Below are 22,120 nucleotides of genomic sequence, written 5' to 3' on the forward strand. Positions count from 1 at the left end.
CCCAGACCAATCTTGTGATTGCCCTGAATGACGTTGGAACCGACAGACGAGTTGGTGGGGATGCGATTGAAGCCCCCGTTTACAGGACCAACTTTTGTCAGGACCTGCTTCGAGATCGGCTGCGAAAAATTGTTGTGCGAAACCACGTTCTTCGACGAAATGTTCATGTTTTGTGGTCTGAAGTTGGAGTTTCCCATCTGGTTGACCGGGCTCCGACTCGCCTGAAACTGGCCACCACCAAAGTTTCGATTCCCACCACCACCATTTCCCTGATGTCCCCGCGCTTGAGCATCGCTCTGCGAGGTCAAAGTGAGAACAACCATCAACCCTGCGGTCAGTAACGTCTTGCTTCGTAACATGATCTGTCTCCTAAAACTTTTCTCAGAACTTGTTAATCACATCCGCCTGACATGCGGAGCGAAGATCGTGAAAAAGTGTTACAGAGAATTTTCAGAGAATTTTTTAGGGCCGTTTCAGAAAATTCCGTCGACGTGTCGTGACACCAAGCGTCCTCCCTCTGGCCTGCTACAATCCAGGGCGTCGACTCAGGCCCATCCCGGCTTGTCGCAGCTCTTTTGGAATGAAGTATTGATGATTTCGCGGAGTCACTGCGTGACCCGAGACCGGGTGACCCGATCCGCGGAGGAACCCGTTCGCATCAAGAACTGACCAGACGAGAGACAACCGCAGTCGCCATCCCCCGGATTCGCTACCCCACGCTCAACAAAGCACGTAATTTCGAATGACCAACGAAACGTCCCTGACCGAACGAATGCCACCTCCCGTCCGAACTTACACCGGTTCGCCGCTGCACACATTCCCGCTCAAGCCCCTGTCCATCGGGAATGTGTCGATCGGATTTCCTGTCGTGCAGGCGGCACTCAGCGGCTATAGCGACGGCCCCATGCGGATTGTCGCGCGGCGGTTAGGAGCCAGCTACACGCTGGCCGAGGTGATGATTGACCGGTTTGTGCTCGACCTGAAACAGCGACAAAAGACACGACGATATCTGAGAATCACCGATGAGGAGCATCCGGTCGGGGGGCAGTTGATGGGTTCTGATCCCACCGAATTTGGTCCGGCTGCACAAAAACTCGTCGCGGCCGGTTTCGACATCATCGACATCAATTTCGGATGTCCCGTGAAATCGGCCGTAGGGGGATGCCGAGGGGGATATCATCTGAGCCAACCGGAAACGGCACTGGAAATCGTCAGCCGGACACGCGACGCCGTCCCCCCCTCAATCCCCGTGACACTGAAGATGCGGCGTGGACTGGATGACTCGGCCGAAAGTCGGGACCGCTTCTTCCGAATTATGGACGGCGCTTTCGAGCGTGGCGTGGCAGCGATCACCGTCCACGGTCGAACGGTCGAACAAAAGTACGTGGGCCCCAGCAACTGGGATTTCCTGCGGGAAGTGAAACAGCATGCAGGCTCACGGCTGATCCTGGGAAGCGGCGACCTCTTCACGGCTCAGTCCTGCGTGGAGATGTTTGCTGCAACAGGCGTCGACGGTGTCTCTGTGGCTCGCGGAGCGATTGGCAATCCCTGGATCTTTTCACAGGTCCACGCCCTGGAACGCGGCGAACCGCTCCCTGAACCCGATCTACCGGAGCAGAAACGGGTCATGGAAATGCATTGCGAGTTGAGCTTGGAGGTTTGTAGCCCGGAGCAGGTCCTATCCACCATGCGAATGTTCTCGATCAAGTTTGCAAAGCAGCATCCCCGGTATTCAGACGTGCGTAACGCGTTCGCTGCCACTCGCACGCTCGACGAATGGCATGCCGTCCTGAGGGAGTGGTATTCCCTCTGAGCCGCCCGAAGCGACTCGATTCGGTTCATTCCGCTCCGATTGCCGGCGAGGGTTCCAAGGATCGGCTCGCTTCAGCAATGAAAGATTAACGGGAAAGGAGTTCCCCATATTTTAATTCCCCATCCGCAATCGTTGCTTCGACCTTCAGCTTGGGATCCTGCGGAGAAAGGTGGAACAGGATCAGATCCGCGCGGGAGCCGCGGCGCAGGCGAACCACTTCCTGATCGAGTAGCCGAGCCGGGTTCATGCTGGCCATGTCGACGGCTTCCTTCAGCGTCACCTGGGCAAAGTCGACGGCGTTTGCCACACAGGTATCCAGTTCCTGAGCCGAACCCGCCAGCAATTCGTGCTGTCCGGCGACGACCAGTTTCCCGCTGGGAAGAATTTCGCTGCGTCCCAATTTGCTTTCGTAGACTCCGGGGGGGCATCCCGCCCACCCGGCCGCGTCACAGGTCAGGATCGTCCGCTGTGGCGTTTTCACCCGCAGGAAGATTCGGACCAGATTGGGGGGAAGATGATGTCCATCCACGATCAAGCTGGCGAACAGGCGGGGATCGGCAAGCTGTTCATAAATCACGTTTTTATGGCGGTGCATCATCGCGTGTGCACCATTCCCCAGATGAGTACTCAACCGGGCACCGGCATCGACGGCGGCGCGGACCTGTTCCGGTGTCGCCGCACTGTGGCCAATCGCGATGACGACCCCGCTGGCGACACACTTTTTGATGAAGTCGATGGCGTTGTCGACTTCGGGGGCCAGGGTCACCAGTTTGATTCGCTGTCCCGAAATTTCCTGCAGACGCTGGAATTCATTCCAGTCGGCCGCTCGGACATGCTGTCGAGGATGGGCTCCGCGGGGACCATCTTCGGAAGAAATGTAGGGCCCTTCGAGGTGGCACCCGCAGACCATCCGATTCGCCCAGGGGGCCTGTTCGCACGCCTCTCGAATGGCGGCGAAACCTTTGGCCAGCCCTTCGTACGAGTTTGTGATTAAGGTCGGACAAATCCGGGTCACCCCGAACTGATAATGAGGTTGAAGAGTCTTGAGCACCCGTTCGGCAGACAGTTCATCATCACTGAACCAGGTTCCACCGAAGCCGTTGATCTGCAAGTCAAGGAACGCGGGTGAGACGTACGGCCAGTCGTGGATCGATCCGTTCGGCCACGCCGGAGAAACGCGAAGAATTCGATCGTCCTGAAGATCAATGCGAATCGGTTCACCGTTCGCATAGTGGCGGGCGAAAAGAGAGAGCATCGGCGTTCAATCTTGAAGAATGGTGAAGTTGCAAAGCGACTGTGACTGAATGGGAGCAGTCACAGTCGCCAAAGTTCGTCAACCACAAAATTCCATCGCTGATCAGCAGCAGGCACCGCTCGCGTCGCCGATGCCGTGCAGCTTACTTGAGAATCTGCTGAATCCGGCTGACCGCTTCATCGATGTTGGCCCGGCTGTTGAAGGCACTCAAACGGAAATAGCCTTCGCCAGCAGCGCCGAAGCCGCTACCAGGAGTTCCGACAAGATGTGCCTTAGAGAGCAGATGATCAAAGAACTGCCAACTGGTCATTCCACCGGGCGTCTTCAACCAGACGTAAGGAGCATTCGTGCCGCCATAGACCGTCAGGCCCGCTTCCTTCAAACCGCGGCAGAGGATCGCGGCATTTTCCAGGTAAAAGTCGATCAGCGCACGGACCTGAACCTTACCCTGTTCGCTGTAGACGGCTTCCGCGCCACGCTGAATGATGTAGCTCACACCGTTAAACTTGGTCGTGTGGCGGCGATTCCACAGGGCGTGCAAATCGACAGATTCTCCCGTCGGGGTCTTTGCCTGAAGGCCTTTTGGCACGACAGTGTAGGCACACCGGGTCCCCGTGAAACCGGCGGTCTTGCTGAAACTGCGGAACTCGATTGCGACATCCCGGGCACCTTCGATCTCGTAAATCGAATGCGGAATCGCAGGATCCGTGATGTACGCTTCATACGCCGCATCGAAGAAGATGATGCTGCCGTTCGCTTTCGCGTAGTCGACGAATTTTTTCAGCGTTTCCCTGGTGGCGACCGTCCCGGTCGGATTATTGGGGTAGCACAGATAGATCAGATCGACTTTGCGATCGGGCAGGGCAGGGGTGAAATTGTTCTCTGCAGTCACAGGCAGATAGACGAGGCCCTCATACCGCCCGGATTCGTCAGCCGCCCCGGTACGTCCTGCCATCACGTTCGTATCGACATAGACCGGATAGACGGGGTCCGTCACAGCGATGACGTTTCCAGCGCCGAAAATGTCGAGGATATTCCCCGTGTCGCACTTGGAACCGTCGGAGACGAAGATTTCGTCCGCAGCGACGTTGGCTCCGCGGCTGACAAAATCATTCTGGGCGATGGCATTTCTGAGAAAGTCATAGCCCTGTTCGGGTCCGTAGCCCCGAAATGTTTCTCGTTTCGCCATCTCGTCGGTGGCGCGGTGCATGGCTTCGATGATGGCGGCGGGGAGCGGCTCGGTGACGTCCCCAATTCCCAGACGGATAATCTTCGCCGAGGGGTTATCGGCGGCGAATTTGGAGACTCGCCGGCCGATTTCGGGAAACAGATAACCAGCCTTGAGTTTGAGGTAATTTTCGTTGACGAGAGCCATCCCGAGTTCCTTAAGTTGCCGGAGTTCGACGTACTACTTCTTTATTTTCTTTATTTCTGCCGCGTGGTTTTGTGTTGTAGAACCCCGCACAGGCGAATTCAACCTCATCCCCAATCGCCCCCGCTGGCCACGCCCCTCGGCTACCGGCAAGCCCACCCGATCGGTTCCCCCCGAGTCCGTGGTCGCGATCTGGTCGTCGGAATCAGTGTAGAGGGATTCTCCTGTGAGAACGGGGAAACCCCGTTCAATGTCCGATCCTTTGGAGAATCCAATAGCGTACGAATTTATTGCCAACTTCTTTATTGCCAACTTCGATTGTTGAGGACGCGCTGGTCAACACACAGCCGCAATCCTGACTCGCGACCTGGGTGGAATCGATCGTCAGGAACCAGCAGTGCGAAACATCGTCATCGGACTGCGCCGCCATTCACGTTGATGACTTGTCCGGTAATAAACGAAGCTTCGTCGCTGCAAAGAAAACGAGCGGCATTGGCAATGTCTTCGGGAAGCCCCCAACGCTGCAGCGGCGTCTCACGCAGGACCCGTTGCTGCCAAGGGTCGCTGGCGGTCTCACCCCACGCCGTTTTGATCCATCCGGGTGCGATGCAGTTGACCCTGACACGCGGCGCCAGACTCAATGCCAGCGAGCGGCTGAAACCCATCACGGCATTTTTGGTTGCGGCGAAAAGTTCCCCACTGTTTCCTTCCATTCCCCGATCTGCCTGGTCCCAACCGATGGTGATGATGGCTCCCGTCCCCCGATCGTACATCCGTCGTCCAGCGCAACCTGCCAGGATCATCCCGGCTCGAACGTCGACGTCGAGCAGAGATTGTAGTTTTTGCTCATACCCCCAGTTGGCAGCGTCGCCGGTCAGAATATCAGCCCCCGCATTGTTCACCCAGATGTCGAAACCTTGCTGTTCTTCCCAGATTTGCGAAACGAACGCTTCGAGGACGCTGGAATCAGAAAAATCAGCTTGTGCGAGACTGGCTTTCCGACCAAGTGACCGGATTTCTGCGGCGAGAGACTCGGAGGCGTCACGCGACCGGGCGAAGTGGATGACGACATCGGCGCCCGCTTGCGCGAGGGTTAAGGCGATTGCGCGACCAATTCCGCTTGCAGCCCCTGTGACGACGGCAGTGCGATTCGCGAGACTGGCAAACTCCACGAGAAAATCTTTCGTAAGAAGGAAATTGGGTCTTGAGAGAGGGAGGCCGAAATCAATAATTCCGCCATCTGAAGCTAACGAAAGAGTTCAAATGGTGCAGTTTTTGCTTAAACCCAGACGCGAACTTCAGACTTGTGTACATTTTGTCTTAAATTTGTGTGAATTCCAGTGATTTCATCGTAAGAACCGTAAAAATCGGGGCTTCCGGCATGCGGAAACTTTGATGCTGCCAGTTGACTCTTGAAACTTGCCCAGACATACTACTCACCAAGAGCTCGATCCGTTACCCAGGCATGGGTAGTCTCGATCAGCTTAGAATTAGGCCTCATTGCACATCATGTCGCGCACCTATCTGCGTCAGTCAAGGTTTTGCCTATCGACGAATTTTGAGAATCGCTGCAACTTTTACACAGTCAGAAGTGTCAGTCACTCAGTGTCTGATTTGCAGCGGGACTTGGCAGCCAGGAAATCAGATGATCCTCTCGGAGCATCGGTTCCCCAGCCATCGAAATTGGCTAAGTACCAAAAAATAGATTGATTTAATCAGCTTGATCCACACCAGACGTATGTCGGTCCGTTCGTAGTGCGCTCACATGCTGCCAATTCACTGTGAGAAAATGGATGATCTCCGAGGATATTCCCGTGTCGAACCCAGACACACATCGTGATTCCGCTGCCCCAATACAAGAAGGGGCGGCTTTACACCTAGAGAGTGAGAAGGAAATGATTGCGACAATTGATTCGTTGGGCCCGACTCGAACCGGAGTTTCGTTTCCAGAGCTATCGGAGCAGCTCGAACGAGACCTCGTTCAAGTTTTCAAACTGCTGGCCGACGAAACCCGCCTGAAGATTTTGATGTATCTTCTGCGGGAGCAAGAACTTCACGTTTCAGCCCTGTGCGAGCGACTCAATCAGAGCCAGCCAGCGGTCAGCCATCACCTGGCCTTACTCCGGGTTGCAGGCCTGATTGAACCGCGACGAGACGGGAAGCACAATTTTTACTCAGTAAGAGAAAAACATTTTCATAAGTTGATCGGTGAACTCTTCAAAACGATGAGCGATCCTCAGAGCGACGAACTTCGCTTCCAGAATTTCGTCCTGACCCAAGAACCCTGATCGGGTGTAACTGCAGGTCCCGCGACCTTCCGGCGTGTCCGTTCTCCTCAGCTCGGGCCAGAGCTTGGTGAAGAAAACGGGATCTCGCCCCAGTACCCCGACCGAGTCAAAGCAGAGCAGCAATCGTGTTGCTCTGCCTACAGCGGCTCATCTCTTTTCTCGCAGCACGGTCTCAATCGCTGCGTTATGGCCATCCATTACTCCCACGCCTACTGCAGTTGCCTGCTGCAAGAGCTTTCGCTTCCGCCAGTCTTCGCTGGTGATCCTGTGTGCGGAAATTACCTTGGCATGCTGACCCGTTTGTGCGAGCATTTGCTCCCTGCGGTCGGTCAAAATCTTCCCAACTACACTCCAGCACTGCTTGCAGCTCGACAAGTTACCTGCGCTGCTGGCTGAACGAGGGGCCCCTATGCTCCGCCATTTCCGCCTTGCAAAGGTCATTTTTCAGGCAGCGATGCCCTGTTTCGTAGTGTTTTGTGGGATTGCTGCTTCCCTGAAGGGTGACGAACCACGCCCCGCACCTCTCGCCGAGCGACCTGTTTTGACCATCTTCGTTTCCAGCCAGGATCGGATTCGACAGGCGTGCGAAACAATCTTTGAGTCGGTGGACCGCCCCGATCTGGCCACTTCCATCAACGAACGATTGACGGGTTTCCGGGACCTTGCCGGTATCGAGCCAACCAAGCCTGCCGGGATCATGACAGTCTGGGATGACGAAAAACCGCGAGAGATCGTCTTTATCCCCAAAACGGAAATTGAAGAGCTCTTAAAGACAGCGACATTTGGCGTTGTCGGATATCATCAGGTCACACCGGACCACTACGAAATCGAACGCCCCGGTTCCCCGTACCACGTGCTGGTACAGAAAGACTATGCGCTGTTCGCCGACTCTGAAGCCACGATTCGAGCACTTCGCGTATCGCCGCTTAAGCTCACCCAGGGACTGCGCGACAGGTACGACGCTGCTCTAAAAGCCGACTTGCTCCAGATTCCTCAACCGATCAAAACCCACTGGATCGCCGACTTGCGCCAGCAGATCGAACCCTGGTTGCAGCCAATGGACGACGAAGACGAAGAACAGGCAGCGATCCGCAAGTCGGCTGGAAAGCTGGTGCTGGATTTCATCGAACACCTGGTACTCGATACAAAGTCTTTTACCGCAGGTTGTCGAATTGACCCCGAGAACCGACACATTATCTTTGAGCTAAGCATCGAAAGTGTGCCGAAAAGCCGACTCTCCGCAGTGTTGAGGCAACTGAAAGCTGTTCGCAGCGAGTACTCGACGCTGGTTCAATCCGATGTCGCCGCAGGACTCGCGTTCGATCTTCCCCTTGCAGGAATCTGGGAGCAGCTCCGCAAGAATCCGGGAGACGAAGAGGCAAAACCCTCACGGCTGGAAATTGGCCTTCAGCTCGTCGGCTCAAAAGCGGGTGAATTGTCGCTGATCACTGCGTTCCACGGTCCCGATGTCGAAGGGATGAACGCGTCGATCCCTCGCTGGCTGGAACGACTGGAAAGCGCGGGACACCTGGCCGATTTGCGAGAAAGCTTTGACATTCACGAAGGGGTCGTTCTGCACAGTCTGATGCCTCACGAGCTGCCCACATGGATTACCCACTGGACAGGAAACAATATCGAGATCATCGTCGGTCAGGCAACCAGGACTATATGGCTGGGTATTGGACAGCCCGCCCCCCTCGTGGAGCGCCTCTGTAATGCCATCGACCTCGTCGCCGCTGCTCCAGAGAACCAGCGTGGGGCCGCAGCCGTCAAAGGCCGGTTGAGTGCCAAGGTCCTTCCCCAGTTCCTCGTAACGGACATACTCAACTCCGACCCCGACGCAGCGGAGCAAGAATTTTCCAAAGGGGAAGACGGCTTGAGTTTGTCGCTGGAACCGTTTCCTGAGGGGCTCAAACTGAAAGTCGAGCTCGAGGAAGGATTCGTGCGTCTGATCGGCCGAGGTTGGGTCAAGCAGATCGAGGAATCACAAGCCCGGTGAGACGTAACAAATTGGCAGTCCCGACGAAGCTGATTGGAAATCCGAGACCATCCCAGATGTCCCGCACCCGCGTCGGCCAGCGAGCGGTTGGTAATTGAGCCCAGAGATCTGACAAACAGCAGAGGACGAATGCTGCGCTGCGGTCCAGGCCTTTCATAAGAAAGAAGCCTCACGATCGTATGTGATCGCGAGGCCTCTCACGAGTGGTTATACAGAGGGAGACAGAAGAAGCCAGGACCTATTTGACCTTCAGAATTCTCGCGAGGTCGGTCACCGTCTTGTTCATCAACTTCTCTGCGTCTGTTGGCTTGGAAAGGTCTTCCTTGCCAACATCCTGCATCTTCTTGGCCAGGCTTCGGAGCTTTGCGGTTGCCGCGCCGGTCTTGCCTTTCAGCTCAGTTTCGATCGGCTTGGCAACTTTGGCCATTTTTGCCGTGATCTTTTTGAGTTCATCTTGACTGGGTGGCGTATCGGCTGCTCGTGCATTCTGCATTTCGGCATACGCGGTTTTCAGAATCTTAAAGCGTTTGACGTCAGCAGATTCGCCGAGAAAAGGGAGGATCAGATAGATCAGTCCACCCAGCACAACAACGCCGACGACCCCCAGAATCGGTTTCAGGAGTTTGTCCATCCCGCCGCTCTTGGCGGGTGGCCGACGAACCGGGACCATTGGTCGAGCAGCAGCACCTCCTCCACCTGCTTGCCACGGGTTTGAGGCGGGCATGCTGGGGGGCGGAGATGAGACTTCGGCTGGCGGAGTTACAGGCCGCACAGGCTCAGAGGGGGCGGCGGCAGGTATCGGCCGGATCGGGGTGGTGGTCCTGAAGTCGGACTTGGTTTCGACGACGGCTTTGGGGAGTTCAGGAAAGAGTCCGGGCAATTCACCAGCGACAACATAAGCGTTGAAGCCCTGGCGGACGAAGTCTTCCCGAACAAGCCGACCGTTAGCGACCCATTCCATCAGTTTCGCCAGCGGGACAGGACCATATTCCTTCCCGCGGATGGTGCACCACCATTTGTCTTCGACGACAGGTTTCGTTTCGACGACGGTTTCCGTCTCTTCAGGAGCGGTATCGAAGACTTCAGTCTCGTCCTCTGCCACGTGGGGGACTTCAGGAACGCTCGCTCGAGCTTTGCGACTTGCTGCCGGTCGCTGGTCCAAGGTAACAGAGAAGGATTTTTTGGGGTCCTGGAACGGGAGGTGGGCCATCAGCTTGCCGATCGAACCTGCTCGGCGCCAGACTCCGCCTTCCCCGAATCGAACGTCATCGTTGACGGACAGAGTTTGATTCTTGGCAAGTTCAATCAGCTCATCAAAGGAAACCGGGCCAAATTCGTTACCGAAGAGCTTATAGTACCAACCTTGCGAGTCGGACGATTCGGTGGCTCGTCCACGCGTGGCAACCGGGGCTGCTGGAAGTGTCGCGACAGAGGAAAAGTGACCGGCAAGCTGCGTAATGGAGTCGGCACGCCTCCAGGAACCACGGACTCCGGCGCGGACCTCGTCATCAGGCGAGAGGGTCTGATTTGCGGCAAGCTCAATCAGGGTTTCGACGGATACGGGCCCAAATTCGTCGCCAAACAGCTTGTAGTGCCAACTGTCCCCCTCGACGACGTCGATTTCGACGGAGCTCTTTCCGGATCCCTTTGGAATATGCGACCCGGCAGGCATGTGGGCCATCAACTGGCCCATTGAGCCGGCTCGCCTCCAATTCCCGTTAGCGCCAAACCGGACTTCGTCGTCGCTCCCCAGTGCGCGATTTTTGGCCAATTCGACCAGTTCATCGAAGGTTACTGGCCCGAATTCTTCACCGAATGACTTGTAGTACCATCCGTCCATTGCAGTGTTTTCCCCAGTCCCAAAATCACGCTTGAATGTCAGTCAATGACATCCACGAGAGCGATACACCCAAGTTACTTCTATAATCGCCTGAAATTTGGGAAATGTCCACCATTTCAATGGACTTTTCATGTACAACCCGGACTCTGACATAGCGACATATCATCATATTTTGCGTGCGATGATGGAGCCGGATGCAGACCGCGTAGGACAGAGCATTCCAGCAACGATTCCCGCGCTTCGCGCGCAGGCACCTTGGAAAATAGCCCGCTCCGTAGACGGATTCCAGAAAAAAACCAATTCGCAAAACAGTTTGCGAACCCCGTGAGCGGCGGCGGCCGCCCTTATTCTCTGCAATCAGGCCCCCGAAAGTCTTGTCGAACGCGGAAGCGCGGCTCTACGCCGACGCGACCTCCCCTCTGAGGAGATCGCTTAAGTTTTCCCGGACGCATGATATCGGCGAATATGAAATGGGAATGAAGCAGGTGTGAATAGTTGATGTGGACTAAAAAGCACCTTCAACGGATGGACTCCCTCTCGTAGCGGCGGTCGCTTCGGAGTTGGCCAATAAAAAAGGAGGCCGACAAGTCGACCTCCTTGAGCTCCGCTCATTTACACCGGTATCAGTTCATCCCTGCATTAACCGCGTCGCCACAAAGTCTGATCGGTCCGGTCTTCAAGGGTGATCTTCAGTTCATTGAGCTTATTGCGGATCAAATCGGCAACCGCAAAGTTTTTATTCTTTCGTGCATCAGCACGAATCTGGATGACCAACTGCATTAGCCCATCCAGCAGGCCGTCATCAGCGGACGCTGCTTTCTGACGGGCTGCGCGGAAGACCCCCAGAATCTGTGACAGCTCTTTGAGCAGCACCATGCCGGCAGTCAAAGGGACGAGCAGGCTCTTGTCACCACTGCTGCTGTCGAGTTTGTGATCGCTGATGAATCCGTTGAGAGTCTTCCTCAGATCGAACAGAACTCCCACAGCCCCCCCGGTGTTGAAGTCATCGTCCATCGATTCAAGGTAGCGTTTCCGCAGTTCATTCAACTCGTTGTAGAATGCGGCTGGTCCGCCTGAAAGCTCTGTCGCTTCGTTCCTGTGTTCCACTGTCTCCAGTGAATAGAACGATTGGCCTGTGATACGTTCATAGGACTCGAACAGTCGATAGAAACCTTCCAGTGACTTACCTGTCTCTGCGATGCGTTCATCGCTGAAGTCGATCGGGCTGCGGTAGTGCGTGGCGAGCAAAAAGAAGCGAATCGTTTCCGGTTCGTGACGGGCAAACAGCTCTTTGACCGATGCGGCCCCTTTCGAACCCGCCAGTTTGTTGGCTTCTTGCGCTTCTTTGGCGGCCGCAAGGTCGGCAGCTTTGTCGCCGTGCTTATCGTGGCCGCCACCCACTTTGCCAGAGGCGCCACTGGCCTGCATCAGTCCATTATGCATCCAGTACCGGGCAAATGGCTTACCGGTGCAACTCTCTGACTGAGCAAGTTCGTTCTCGTGGTGAGGGAACATCAGGTCCAGGCCACCGCCGTGGATATCGATCGAGTCACCGAGGATCTTTCGCGCCATCGCCGAACATTCGATATGCCAACCTGGTCGACCGCGCCCCCATGGGCTGTCCCAGGCAGGTTCACCCGGTTTGGATCCCTTCCACAGAGCGAAGTCGGCAGGATGTCGCTTGCCACCGTGGGTCTCGGCGCGTGTCCCGGCCAGCATCTGTTCCAGACTACGGCCGCTCAACTTTCCGTAATCACCATCGTGGGTGCAGTTGAAGTAGACATCCCCATCCAGCGGATAGGCAAATCCCTTTTCAATCAGCGTGGCGATGATCTCCTGCATCTCTTTGATGTGCTGAGTGGCGTACGGAAAATGGTCGATGCCGTCGACAGCCATTGTCTTGAGGTTATCGAAATAGTCCTGCGTCATCTCTTTGGCGAGAGCCTCGACCGTCACCCCTTTTTCATTGGCACGGTTGATCAGCTTGTCGTCGACATCGGTAATGTTGACGACCCATGTCACCTTGTAACCACTGTAGGTCAGGTACCGTTTCACGGTATCAAAGATGACGGGGCCGACCATGTGACCGATGTGAGCCGGCTTGTAGACAGTCGGACCGCACAGATACATGCTGACTTTACCGGGTTCCACCGTCTGAAACGCTTCCTTCTGACGTGAGAGGGTATTGTAAACGCGAAGTGACATAGTGAAACATCCGTGAAAGAGCGGCCAAATCGAGAGGTGTCAGACGGAACAGCACCGAATGTCCGTGAGCAAACGTATAAGACGCAAACTTTAGACGCTGGTGCCACAAGCGTAAAGATCGACCAACGGCATTCTCCAGGCCGGTTGATCCCTTCGATTGAGGCGGTCGACGGCCCCGGCAAAGTCCCCATGGAATCCACCTTTGGGTCGGTGCGGGTGTCCGAAATTGCACTTGTGGCAGATTCGGCGTCCACGTATCTTCCCGGCCGTTTCGCTAAATCACGTGGCCTCATCATTCAATGAAACGAATCGCACGGATGCGACAGATCTTACAATCACTGGCCTCTGGCCAGACAGAACTGGTCGACGTCCCTTGTCCTGCGGTAGGACGAGGGCAAATCCTTGTCCAGACTCGTGTGAGCCTCGTTTCAGCTGGCACCGAACGGATGCTGGTTGAGTTTGGCAAGGCGAGCCTGCTGGAAAAGGCACGCCAACAGCCCGATCGTGTCTGGCAGGTGCTGGACAAAGTGAAGACGGATGGGCTGGTTCCGACGTTAACAGCAGTAAAAAGCAAGCTGGATCAACCGATTTCGCTCGGCTACTGCAACGTGGGCGAGGTCCTCGAAGTCGGCCCGGGAGTTGACGCATTCAAACCGGGCGACCGGGTGACGAGCAATGGACCGCATGCCGAAGTCGTTTGTGTTCCCACCAATCTGTGCGCAAAGATTCCTGACTCGGTCAGTGAAGAAGCTGCGGCATTCACGGTCCTCGGATCAATCGGACTGCAGGGAATCCGCCTCGCCCAGCCCACTCTGGGAGAGGCATTCGTCGTTTCCGGACTGGGACTGATCGGTCTGGCCACCGTTCAACTGCTAAAAGCGCAGGGGTGCCGCGTTCTGGGGCTTGATTTTTCGAAAGCTCGACTGGAGCTTGCCCGGCAATTTGGCGCAGAAGTCTTCGACCTGAGCAGCGGAGACCCCGTCGCCGCGGCAATGCAGTTCTCGCGCGGTCGCGGCGTGGATGGTGTCCTGATCACCGCAGCGACCGACAGTGACGAACCGGTCCATCAGGCTGCAAAAATGTGCCGCCGACGCGGCCGAATTGTGCTTGTCGGAGTCGTGGGACTGAAACTGTCACGAGCCGACTTCTACGAAAAGGAACTCTCTTTTCAGGTATCCTGCTCGTACGGCCCGGGCCGCTACGACGCCACATATGAACAGCTTGGCCAGGATTATCCCGTCGGTTTCGTCCGCTGGACCGAGCAACGCAACTTTGAAGCAATGCTCGACATGATCGCGGATCGACGAATCGATCCAACCCAACTGATCTCGCACCGCTTCGCGTTTGATAACGCCGTGGACGCTTACAACCTGATTTCCGGTAAAGAACCATCGCTCGGTGTTCTGCTCAATTACCCTGAACCGGCTGAGTCAGAGCGACAGACGCTTCGGATTCGGACGCTGCCGATCGCTCAACGTGCCACGGAATCGTCGAAGTCTCGGCGACGCCCCACACCTGCATCCGGAGCAGCCAACGGAGCCAGCATTGCGATCATCGGAGCGGGGAACTACGCAACACAGATGCTGATTCCTGCGTTCCGGAAGAACAACGCTCAGGTCAAATGTATTGCTTCTCGTAACGGTCTGACGGCCGCACTCGCCGCTCGTAAGTTTGGAGTGCTGACGGCAACGTCCGACATCGACTCCCTGATGGCCGACGAACAGATCTCCACCGTGGTCGTCGCAACGCGGCATGATAGCCACGCAAAGTTGACATGTACGGCTCTTGAAGCCGGGAAGAATGTCTTCGTCGAGAAGCCACTGGCGCTGAATGCCCAGGAATTGCGTCAGATTATCTCGACGTATGAAGAAGTGACAGCAAATGGGCAGGGCAGGGGACCGGTCCTGACCGTCGGCTTTAATCGACGGTTCGCGCCGCAGATTCAACAGATGAAGTCGTTGCTGGCGGAAGTGCATGAGCCCAAGTCCTTCATCATGACCGTGAATGCGGGCCAGATCCCTGCGGATCACTGGGTCCACGATCCCGTCGCGGGGGGTGGTCGCGTGATCGGTGAGGGGTGCCATTTCATCGATCTGCTCCGGTACCTGTGTGGCACCCGGATCGTCTCGGTACAGGCCACGATGTTTGGTCGTGACTCTGCAGCCGAAATTCGCGACGACAAAATGTCCATCACGCTATCGTTCGCCGACGGAAGCTTTGGCACGGTCCATTACCTCGCCAACGGGCATCGATCAATCTCGAAAGAGCGGCTCGAAGTTTTCTGCGCCGGTCGTGTGATCCAACTCGATAATTTCCGGCGGATGCAGGCCGTTGGCTGGAAGAAGTTCCGGCGGATGAACCTGTGGCAGCAGGACAAGGGGCACGTCGCGGAAGTAGAGGCCTTTCTGAACGCCGTGTCGTCCCAGGGACCTGCTCCGATCGCTTTGGAAGAATTGATCGAGGTGACGGAAGCCAGTTTCGCCGCGATGCGATCCGCGGAGACACAGGAAGTCATTCACTGTGCACCCCGTCAGCCCTCCGCACTGACACTCCATCACGATGACGCAATTCGACGTGCCGCCTGACAGACAGCAAGGCAATTCGGATCAGCAACAGTCACCAGCAAAGGAAGATTAAGCCGGTACCCGCAGAAGCGACTGAACGATAAGGATGGATCCGACCTCGCTCACATATTCGCCGGGCACTTATTGACGCAGAGACTGGAACGGGGACACACGCCCCGCCCAAAGGTTTCAATTGCAATCGAACCAGGGGAATCGCCTCCCCACGCGACCGATCAACTCGAAATGGAAGGGATTCCAATGCACGTATTACACGTTGTCGGGGCACGCCCCAACTTCATGAAGGTCGCTCCTGTTCATGCGGCATTCCGCAAGCGTCCCGGCGTCCGGCAGTCCCTGGTGCACACGGGTCAGCATTACGACGCGAATCTTTCGGATATTTTCTTCGAACAGCTTCGGATTCCACGCCCCGATGTTTCGCTGGAAGTCGGATCCGGCTCTCACGCCGTCCAGACGGCGGAAGTGATGGTTCGTTTCGAAAAGACGATTCTGGAACGACAACCAGATATGGTTCTGGTCTACGGTGACGTGAACTCGACAGTCGCCGCCACCCTCGTGTGTGCCAAGCTCGGAATCAAGCTGGCCCACGTTGAGGCAGGACTTCGCTCGTACGATCGGACGATGCCCGAAGAGATCAACCGACTCGTGACTGATCAACTCGCCGATCTCCTGCTGATTCCCTCGGAAGAAGCGGAAGGAAATCTGCTGCGGGAAGGGGTTGCGAAGGAGAAGATTCACTTCGTCGGCAACGTAATGATCGACACGCTGCGGTCACTACTCTCTCAGGCCAGAATGCCGGAAGTTACAGGGCTCGGTGAGAAGTACGCTCTCGTCACGCTGCATCGTCCTTCGAACGTCGACGAACCTGAAACGCTGAAGCGCATTCTGGCGACGTTGACGAAGATGTCTGAACGCCTTCAGATCGTGTTCCCGATTCATCCACGGACCCAGGCCCGTATCAAGAGTCTGGGGTATCACTTTGAAAACTCGGATCGGATCTTCACGATTCCACCGGCAGGCTATCTGGAATGTCTGGCACTTCAAAAATGTGCCACCGTTGTCGTGACTGACTCGGGAGGTCTTCAGGAAGAAACAACAGCCCTGGGTGTCCCCTGTCTGACCGTCCGCGAAAACACCGAGCGACCAGTCACGATCACTCATGGCACCAACACCCTGGTGGGAACGGATATGGATCTGCTGACTTCTGAAGTCAACAAGATTCTTTCCGGTCAGGGAAAAGGGGGACGCGTTCCACCCCTCTGGGACGGTCTGGCTTCCGAGCGAATTGCTGACATTGTCCTCCAGACAAAATCGGCTTCCGTTCGACGTGCGGCCTGACGAATCGGGCTTCGAGTCTCTTTCTCTCAGTAGGATTCCCAATTCGTGGAAGTTTCCCGCTTCGCACAGATGCTCAGGTACCTCGGCCCGAAATGGCTGATGTATCGTGCCGTCTATGCATTGCGGATGAAAAGCGGGCTGGTGCGCATGCAGCGACCCGCCACCACCTGGGACAAGTTACCGCTGGAAGCGTTTCTCAGTGATCCATCACTGAGAGACGCCGAAGCCTACGCAGAGAGTCGCCGCAAGCAGGCGCGTCCCTTCTTTTTCGACGCAGCACAACTCCCGAATTCAGGTGAGCTGCTTTCGCGGTGGGACACACCGGAATCCTCACCCTTCTATTCGGTCGATCGCCTTCGCGAGGGATTCGTCCAGTTTTTCTCGAACGAGTTCGTCGAAGTTGGACTCCCCCCTCAGTGGCATCGAGATCCGCTCTCCGGACACACTTTCCCCAATGACCGTCACTGGAGTCAGATCGGCGACTTTGGCGCGGGGGATATCAAGCTCGTCTGGGAAGCGAATCGCTTCGGCTTTGTATTTCCGCTTGTCCGCGCGTACTGGCGAACAGGCGACGAAGCAATTCCCAAACTTTTCTGGGACCTGATCGAAGACTGGCGACGATCTAATCCCCCCGACACCGGGTCAAACTGGAAGTGTGGGCAAGAGATCAGCCTGCGTGTGATGGCCTGGGTCTTTGGTCTGCACGGGTTTGGGAACAGTCCCGCCACCACGCCCGCTCGCGTCTCGATGCTGGCACAGATGATTGCCGTCTCGGGGCAGCGCATCGAATCCAACATCGGATATGCGCTGAGCCAGCAAAACAATCACGGTATCAGCGAGGCCATGGGTCTGTGGACAGTCGGAAGTCTGTTTCCAGAATTGAAAGATGCAGCGCGCTGGTCCCGAAAAGGACGACGGCTTCTCGAGAGTCAGGCACAAGCGCTGGTCTACGATGACGGTGCATTCTCGCAGCATTCGTTGAACTACCATCGCGTCATGCTGCACAACTATTTGTGGTCGATACGACTGGGTGATCTGCAGGATTCACCCTTGTCTTCGGAACTGCGGGATCGCATCGGCAGGGCGGGAGAATTCGTCTATCAACTCCAGGATAAAGTCACTGGCCGCGTTCCGCGCACAGGCCAGGATGATGGTGCCTATATCCTGCCGTTGAGCAACTGTGCTTACGACGACTACCGAGGCGTCGTGCAATCGACGCATTACCTGCTGACCGGCCAGCGACTCCTCCCGTCTGGTCCGTGGGACGAAGAACTTTTCTGGCTGTTCGGCCTTGAGCAGCCATCGGACTCCGATTGCCCCATCACAGATGCTGGTCACCCCAGCACTTCCAACGCCCGTACCGGGAATCGGGACCTCGCTACGGAAAAACATTCCGGTTCGTTTTCCCCAGAACGACGCGACTTCGACGCTGCCGACAGTGGGTATGTGACACTCAGAACGCCCGCGGGTTGTGCCATTTCGCGTGCCGCCGGATTTCGGCATCGCCCCGCTCAGGCGGATATGCTGCACGTCGACATCTGGTGGCGCGGATTGAACATCGCACTCGACCCGGGCACCTACAGCTATAACTCCCCGGCCCCCTGGAATAATCCGTTCTCGCACACCGAACACCACAACACGGTGAGCGTGGATGGCCGGGACCAAATGGACCGTGCCAGCCGCTTCCTGTGGCTACCGTGGCTCAAAGGGACATCACACGGCCGGAACGTCCCGCGTCAGGGAGATGTCTCCGCCTGGAACGGCGAGCATGACGGCTACCGCAGACTGGCCGACCCGGTCACTCATCGGCGAGGTGTCGCCCGGTTGGGGGCCGAACACTGGCTGATCGTTGATGCCCTCTGCGGCCAGGTCGACCATCAGTTTCGTCTGCACTGGTTGCTGATGGATGGGCCGTTTGCAGCGGACCACGATCTCACGAGCCTCGAAATTCAAACGCCCCACGGGCCGTATCGCCTGCTTGCGGCCTCGTCGCAGGCAGAGCCTCGATTCCAAGTCATCCGAGCCGATGAGCATTCCGCGAGGGGCTGGTATGCCCCGTTCTATCACTCACGCCGACCAGCGTTGTCTGTATCTCTCGAAGCCACCACCCATGCAGTGGTCTTTGCGAGTTTGCTCGGTCCTGAAGCTCTGTCGGTTCAGATTACGGGCGATCACGTTCAAGTCCGCGGTGGCGACTGGCAGGCAACCGTGTCACTGAATCTCGACCAGACCATGGACACACCGCTGGTGGCATCGGTCACCGCAGGTGGTTCACTTGCAGATTCGATCACCTCGATTCCTCTCCCTTCAACTCGACCCATTTCGGAGCCACGTCAATGCACGTCTTGCTGATCCATCAAGCGTTTGTCTCACCGGACGATGCCGGTGGAACGCGACACTATGAATTGGCGCGAAGGCTCGTTGACGGCGGGCACGAGTTCTCGATCGTCGCCAGTGATCTGAGCTATCTCAGCGGAAAGAAGTGCACGTCCGACGAACGCGTTCAGAACTTTGACGGAGTGAAGGTCCAGCGAGCCTGGACCTATGCCGCTCTCCATCGCAGTTTCGTCTGGCGAATCGTGTCGTTCCTGTCTTTCATGGTCAGTTCCGTCTGGACCGCCTTGAAGGTCAAGAATGTCGATCTGGTCATCGGCACATCTCCCCCCATCTTTCAGGCCGTTTCCGCCTGGGTCATTTCCGTCGTGAAGTGGAAGCCGTTCCTCCTGGAAATCCGTGACCTGTGGCCCGAGTTTGCTGTGGATATGGGAGTCCTCAAAAATCCGGTCCTGATCTGGATGGCGAGAAAACTGGAGCGGTTCCTGTATGCACGTGCTAATCACCTGCTGGTGAATTCACCTGCCTATCGTGACTACCTGATCGGACTCGGGATTCCCGAGGCGAAGATCAGCTTTATCGCCAACGGCGTCGACCCTGACATGTTCCATGTCAAGAAAACAACGGGTGGTCTGCGCGAAGAGTTCAACCTGAGTGACAAGTACATCGTGACCTATGCCGGTGCGATGGGGATGGCGAATAACCTGGAAGTCGTCCTTGAGGCGGCGAAACTCGTTGAAGACCTTCCAGAAGTTCATTTCCTGATGGTCGGCGATGGTAAGGATCGGGCTAAGCTTGAGGAACTTGCGGCACAGATGCATGTCAAGAATGTGACTTTCACGGGATCCCGGCCAAAGTCGCAGATGCCAGAGATTCTGGCGGAATCTGACGCCTGTCTGGCCGTGCTGCGTGATATCCCCATGTTTCGAACGACCTACCCCAACAAGGTCTTCGACTACATGGCCGCATCCCGTCCTGTTCTGCTGGCGATCGACGGCGTGATTCGCCAGGTCATCGAAGCGGCCAATGGAGGCATTCCGGTCCCTCCCGGTAATCCTCAGGCAATGGCCGATGCAGTACGAAAGCTTTACTCAGACCGTCCGGGCAGCGAACAGATGGGGCGGTCGGCACGTGATTACGTGATCAAGTTTTTCGATCGGAATCAACAGGCCTCGCAATTCGGTGAACTCGTCCAACAGATCGGCAAGAAAAAGGTCGCCTGATATGTCGAAGGGCTTTTATCGCAGATTTGGCAAACGGCTGTTCGATCTCGCCGTGGCGGTCCCCGCGTTGATCCTGCTCGCCCCGGTGATGGCGATGACTGCGCTCCTGGTCCGGGTGTTTCTCGGTTCACCCGTCCTATTCCGACAGGAACGGCCGGGCCGGGGGGGAAAGCTGTTCAAGATCTGCAAGTTCCGGACGATGACCGACGCGCGGGATGCGCAGGGAGCACTCCTCAGCGACGATCGCCGTCTGACGCGGTTTGGTAAGTTCTTACGATCCAGCAGTCTTGATGAACTGCCGGAACTCTGGAACGTCATCACCGGGCAGATGAGTCTGGTAGGACCTCGTCCCCTGAAAGTCCGTTATCTGCCGCTTTACTCTGCCGAACAGACCCGACGGCACGACGTCACCCCGGGGATTACGGGTTGGGCGCAGGTCAACGGCCGCAACTTGCTCGGCTGGGACGACCGATTTCAGCTCGACGTCTGGTATGTCGACAACGTCAGCTTCTGGCTCGACCTGAAAGTTCTCTGGAAGACAGTTACGGCGGTCTTCGGGCAGAGGGGAATCACGGCGGAAGGGCACGCTTCCATGCCCGACTTCGAAGGTTCGAAGCAGATTGTCGTGATCGGAGCAGGAGGGCACGGAAAAGTCGTAGTCAGTACTCTTCAGGAAGCCGGGTTCGTCGTCGATGCCATCTATGACGACAATGAACGAATGTGGGATACAACGATTCTGGGCGTACCCGTTCGGGGGCCGGTGAGCGATCTCGCGAAAGCACCAGAGAAATACAAAGGGATCGTGGGGATTGGTGACGCTCGCATACGAGAACGGGTCGTCGAGTCACTTCCCATGGAGTGGATGACCGTCATCCACCCACACTCGTTCGTTCACCATTCCGCCCGGCTGGGAGCGGGATCCGTGGTCCTCGCGGGGGCCGTCGTCCAGCCCGATGCAATTCTGGGCGAACACGTCATCGTCAATACCTCATCCTCCGTCGATCATGACTGCCGGATTGGTAACTTCGTGGGAATAGGACCGGGAGCGCATCTTTCGGGTGGCGTGCGTATCGATGAACGCTGCCTGCTCGGGGCAGGGTGCAGTGTGATCCCCGAAGTCCATATCGCTGCGGATGTAACCGTCGGAGCTGGCACCGTGGTGATTCAGGACATTACCAGAGGCTGTACCGTCGTCGGTTCGACACCGCGCATCATTCGGCAGGAATTGTCCTTCGAATCCCGAAAAAGTGCCTAGCAAGATTTTTCCCGTTTGCTGTCAGCTCACTTCCCCACTTCCAAATGACCCGTGCCGGGATTTTGAATCGCTCATTCCGCCACTGGCCAGTCTGATCCTCACTTCCTGTAAAAAAGAGCTCTCCCATGTCGAACCTCACAGAATCCGGCTGCAACGACCTGGCACTCCATGGTGGTGAACCTGTTCGCCGTGGCCCCCTTTCGCCCTGGCCGTTTTTTGATGAAGAGATGATCGAAGCATCGACTCGAGTTCTCCGGTCGAACAAGGTGAACTACTGGACGGGCAACGAAGGAACTCAGTTTGAACGGGAGTATGCTGACGCGATCGGGTGTAAGCACGCCATCGCCTTGACCAATGGAACCGTCGCACTGGAACTGGCGCTGTACGGTCTGGGAATCGGCCCCGGAGACGAAGTGATTGTCCCGTGCCGCACGTTCATCGCGTCCGCCAGTTGCGTCGTCATGCGCGGAGCCACCCCTGTCGTCGCTGATGTTAACCGGGACAGCCAGACGATCGATGTCGACACGATTCGCGCTGTTCTGACGCCACGCACCAGGGCAATCGTCTGCGTTCATCTCGCCGGATGGCCGTGCGACATGGATCCGATCATGGAACT

At 56.6% G+C, this 22,120-nt stretch carries 15 protein-coding genes; 9 read left to right on the top strand and 6 right to left on the bottom strand.

Annotated elements, in window-relative coordinates; all coding sequences use genetic code 11:
* A partial coding sequence (locus VGE80_RS16645; protein WP_440593446.1) for a hypothetical protein occupies positions 1-359 on the bottom strand: 359 nt, incomplete at its 3' end.
* 383 nt (positions 360-742) lie between these two features.
* Here VGE80_RS16645 and VGE80_RS16650 point away from each other — a divergent pair.
* Positions 743-1,813: a tRNA dihydrouridine synthase gene (locus tag VGE80_RS16650; RefSeq protein WP_373652774.1), complete on the top strand. Its 1,071-nt coding sequence runs from the start codon at positions 743-745 to the stop codon at positions 1,811-1,813.
* Between the two features lie 85 nt (positions 1,814-1,898).
* Here the strand turns inward: VGE80_RS16650 and VGE80_RS16655 are convergent, their stop codons facing one another.
* From VGE80_RS16655 to VGE80_RS16665, 3 genes are all read right to left on the bottom strand, one after another.
* Positions 1,899-3,068, bottom strand: coding sequence for an N-acetylglucosamine-6-phosphate deacetylase (locus VGE80_RS16655; protein WP_440593447.1), 1,170 nt, complete (start codon positions 3,066-3,068; stop codon positions 1,899-1,901).
* Positions 3,069-3,210: 142 nt separating this feature from the next.
* The gene (locus tag VGE80_RS16660) at positions 3,211-4,443 is read right to left on the bottom strand and encodes an LL-diaminopimelate aminotransferase (RefSeq protein ID WP_397569486.1); all 1,233 of its coding nucleotides are present in this window, start codon (positions 4,441-4,443) and stop codon (positions 3,211-3,213) included.
* 407 nt (positions 4,444-4,850) lie between these two features.
* Complete coding sequence (locus VGE80_RS16665; RefSeq protein WP_373652777.1) at positions 4,851-5,612, bottom strand: SDR family NAD(P)-dependent oxidoreductase; 762 nt, start codon at positions 5,610-5,612, stop codon at positions 4,851-4,853.
* A gap of 723 nt (positions 5,613-6,335) precedes the next feature.
* On the opposite strand from VGE80_RS16665, the gene VGE80_RS16670 reads away from it, so the two are divergent.
* The gene (locus VGE80_RS16670; protein WP_373652778.1) at positions 6,336-6,728 is read left to right on the top strand and encodes an ArsR/SmtB family transcription factor; all 393 of its coding nucleotides are present in this window, start codon (positions 6,336-6,338) and stop codon (positions 6,726-6,728) included.
* A 409-nt stretch (positions 6,729-7,137) separates the two neighbouring features.
* Entirely contained in the window at positions 7,138-8,727 is a 1,590-nt protein-coding gene (locus VGE80_RS16675) for a hypothetical protein (protein ID WP_440593448.1), read from the top strand.
* 238 nt (positions 8,728-8,965) lie between these two features.
* Here the strand turns inward: VGE80_RS16675 and VGE80_RS16680 are convergent, their stop codons facing one another.
* Positions 8,966-10,567: a GYF domain-containing protein gene (locus tag VGE80_RS16680; RefSeq protein WP_440593449.1), complete on the bottom strand. Its 1,602-nt coding sequence runs from the start codon at positions 10,565-10,567 to the stop codon at positions 8,966-8,968.
* A gap of 639 nt (positions 10,568-11,206) precedes the next feature.
* Complete coding sequence (gene cysS / locus VGE80_RS16685; RefSeq protein WP_440593450.1) at positions 11,207-12,772, bottom strand: cysteine--tRNA ligase; 1,566 nt, start codon at positions 12,770-12,772, stop codon at positions 11,207-11,209.
* A 317-nt stretch (positions 12,773-13,089) separates the two neighbouring features.
* On the opposite strand from cysS, the gene VGE80_RS16690 reads away from it, so the two are divergent.
* The 6 genes from VGE80_RS16690 to VGE80_RS16715 form a co-directional block, all read left to right on the top strand.
* A complete protein-coding gene (locus VGE80_RS16690) occupies positions 13,090-15,357 on the top strand; it encodes a bi-domain-containing oxidoreductase (protein ID WP_440593451.1) in 2,268 nt (755 codons plus the stop codon).
* Between the two features lie 237 nt (positions 15,358-15,594).
* The gene (gene wecB / locus VGE80_RS16695; protein WP_373652783.1) at positions 15,595-16,692 is read left to right on the top strand and encodes a non-hydrolyzing UDP-N-acetylglucosamine 2-epimerase; all 1,098 of its coding nucleotides are present in this window, start codon (positions 15,595-15,597) and stop codon (positions 16,690-16,692) included.
* 45 nt (positions 16,693-16,737) lie between these two features.
* Positions 16,738-19,044 (top strand): heparinase II/III domain-containing protein, encoded by a 2,307-nt coding sequence (locus VGE80_RS16700; protein WP_440593452.1) that lies wholly within the window; start codon positions 16,738-16,740, stop codon positions 19,042-19,044.
* Positions 19,029-20,249 (top strand): glycosyltransferase family 4 protein, encoded by a 1,221-nt coding sequence (locus VGE80_RS16705; RefSeq protein ID WP_440593453.1) that lies wholly within the window; start codon positions 19,029-19,031, stop codon positions 20,247-20,249. The genes VGE80_RS16700 and VGE80_RS16705 overlap by 16 nt, the downstream gene beginning before the upstream one ends.
* Position 20,250: 1 nt before the next feature.
* Positions 20,251-21,504 carry a NeuD/PglB/VioB family sugar acetyltransferase gene (locus tag VGE80_RS16710; protein ID WP_440593454.1) on the top strand — a complete coding sequence of 418 codons (1,254 nt, stop codon included), beginning with the start codon at positions 20,251-20,253 and terminating at the stop codon, positions 21,502-21,504.
* A gap of 125 nt (positions 21,505-21,629) precedes the next feature.
* A partial coding sequence (locus VGE80_RS16715) for a DegT/DnrJ/EryC1/StrS family aminotransferase (protein ID WP_440593455.1) occupies positions 21,630-22,120 on the top strand: 491 nt, incomplete at its 3' end.

This window comes from Schlesneria sp., assembly GCF_036405755.1.
GTDB classification, from domain to species: domain Bacteria; phylum Planctomycetota; class Planctomycetia; order Planctomycetales; family Planctomycetaceae; genus Schlesneria; species Schlesneria sphaerica.